The organism is Ruegeria sp. AF1 (assembly GCF_056542125.1).
Window position 1 is genome coordinate 1 of record NZ_JBQFZG010000043.1, and the last position, 1,506, is coordinate 1,506.

Consider the following 1,506-nt stretch of genomic DNA (forward strand, 5'->3'; position numbering starts at 1 on the left):
GATACTGTTGAAAAACTCTGCTTGAGCGATGCTTTGGCTGCTGATTCAATTCTCTTGAGTTGCAGGAGAGTTGCTGATGATGGGACCGAGGCAAGTTGCGCAGGGTGCGCTGTTCTACGAGTTCAGTATTGAGGATCACGTTCCGACGGATCACCTTTTGCGCGCGATCGACCGGTTTGTAGACCTTGTTGACATGCGCCGACATCTCGCGCCGTTCTACAGTTCAACAGGCAGGCCCTCGGTTGATCCCGAGCTGATGATCCGAATGCTGATTGTGGGCTATGCCTTCGGTATCCGGTCAGAGCGGCGGCTGTGTGAAGAGGTGCATCTGAATCTGGCGTATCGCTGGTTCTGTCGCCTCGATCTGGCCGATCCGGTGCCCGATCATTCCACCTTTTCCAAGAACCGACATGGACGTTTCCGGGACAGCAACCTCTTCCGGCATCTGTTCGAGCAGGTGCTGGCGCGCTGCATTGCCGAGGGACTGGTCGGCGGCGAGAGCTTTGGAGCAGATGCTTCGCTCATCAAGGCTGATGCCAGCCGCTATACGAAGGTGGACTTCTCGGAATGGTCTGCAGCAGATGCTGCAAACCGGGCGACGCAGGAATAGCTTGATACGCTCGATGATGCGGCCTTCGGCGCTGCGACACCGGTAAAGCCGAAGGCGATCTCGCCCGCCGACCCGGCCGCGCGGTTGACCGGAGCCAATGGCGACAGGCCCTTCTTTGCCTACAGCACCAACTACCTGGTCGATCTGGACCATGCGATCATCGTCGATGTCGAAGCGACTGCGCCGATACGTCAGGCGGAAGTGGGTGCCGTGCGAGACATGCTGGTGAGAACCCAAGACCGTTTCGACCTGCACCCATGGCTGCTGGCCGCAGACACGGCCTATGGTGCGGCGGAGATGCTTGGCTGGCTTGTGAAAGAGCAAGGTATCGAACCCCACATCCCGGTCTTCGACAAGTCCGAGCGCAAGGACGGCGCGTTTCCTGCCACCGACTTCACCTACGATCCGGACACCGATGCTTACAAATGTCCCGGCGGGAAGGAGCTGAAGCCGTACTGGCGGAACATCTCAAAGGGGCGCCCGGCGTTCGGCAAGGATGGCTTCAAGAAATACTACGCCCGGAAACAGGAATGCGCGGCGTGTCCGCTGAAGCCCCGATGCACGCCCAACCAGGCGACCCGGAAAATCGCCCGATCCAGGCATGAAGACGCCCGCCAAAAAGCACGGGATATCGCGAAGACCGATGCCTATGTCGTCTCCAGCTACGCCAGAAAGAAGGTAGAGATGCTCCTCGCCCACCTCAAACGCATCATCGGCCTCGACCGCCTCCGCCTTAGAGGACCAAACGGCGCCAAGGATGAGTTCCACCTCGCAGCAACAGTCCAGAACCTCCGCAAACTTGCAAAGCTCAGACCAATCTCGGCGTGAAGAGCCGAGCAGGAAGACTTCAGCCGCTATTTCCGCCGCGCTTACACATCGACTTTTTCAACAGCATC

1 pseudogene is annotated in these 1,506 nt (G+C 58.8%); it reads left to right on the forward strand.

Annotated elements, in window-relative coordinates:
- Positions 1-76 precede the first annotated feature (76 nt).
- Positions 77-1,438, forward strand: a pseudogene (locus tag ACR0BK_RS20330) (IS1182 family transposase).
- Positions 1,439-1,506: the final 68 nt, after the last annotated feature.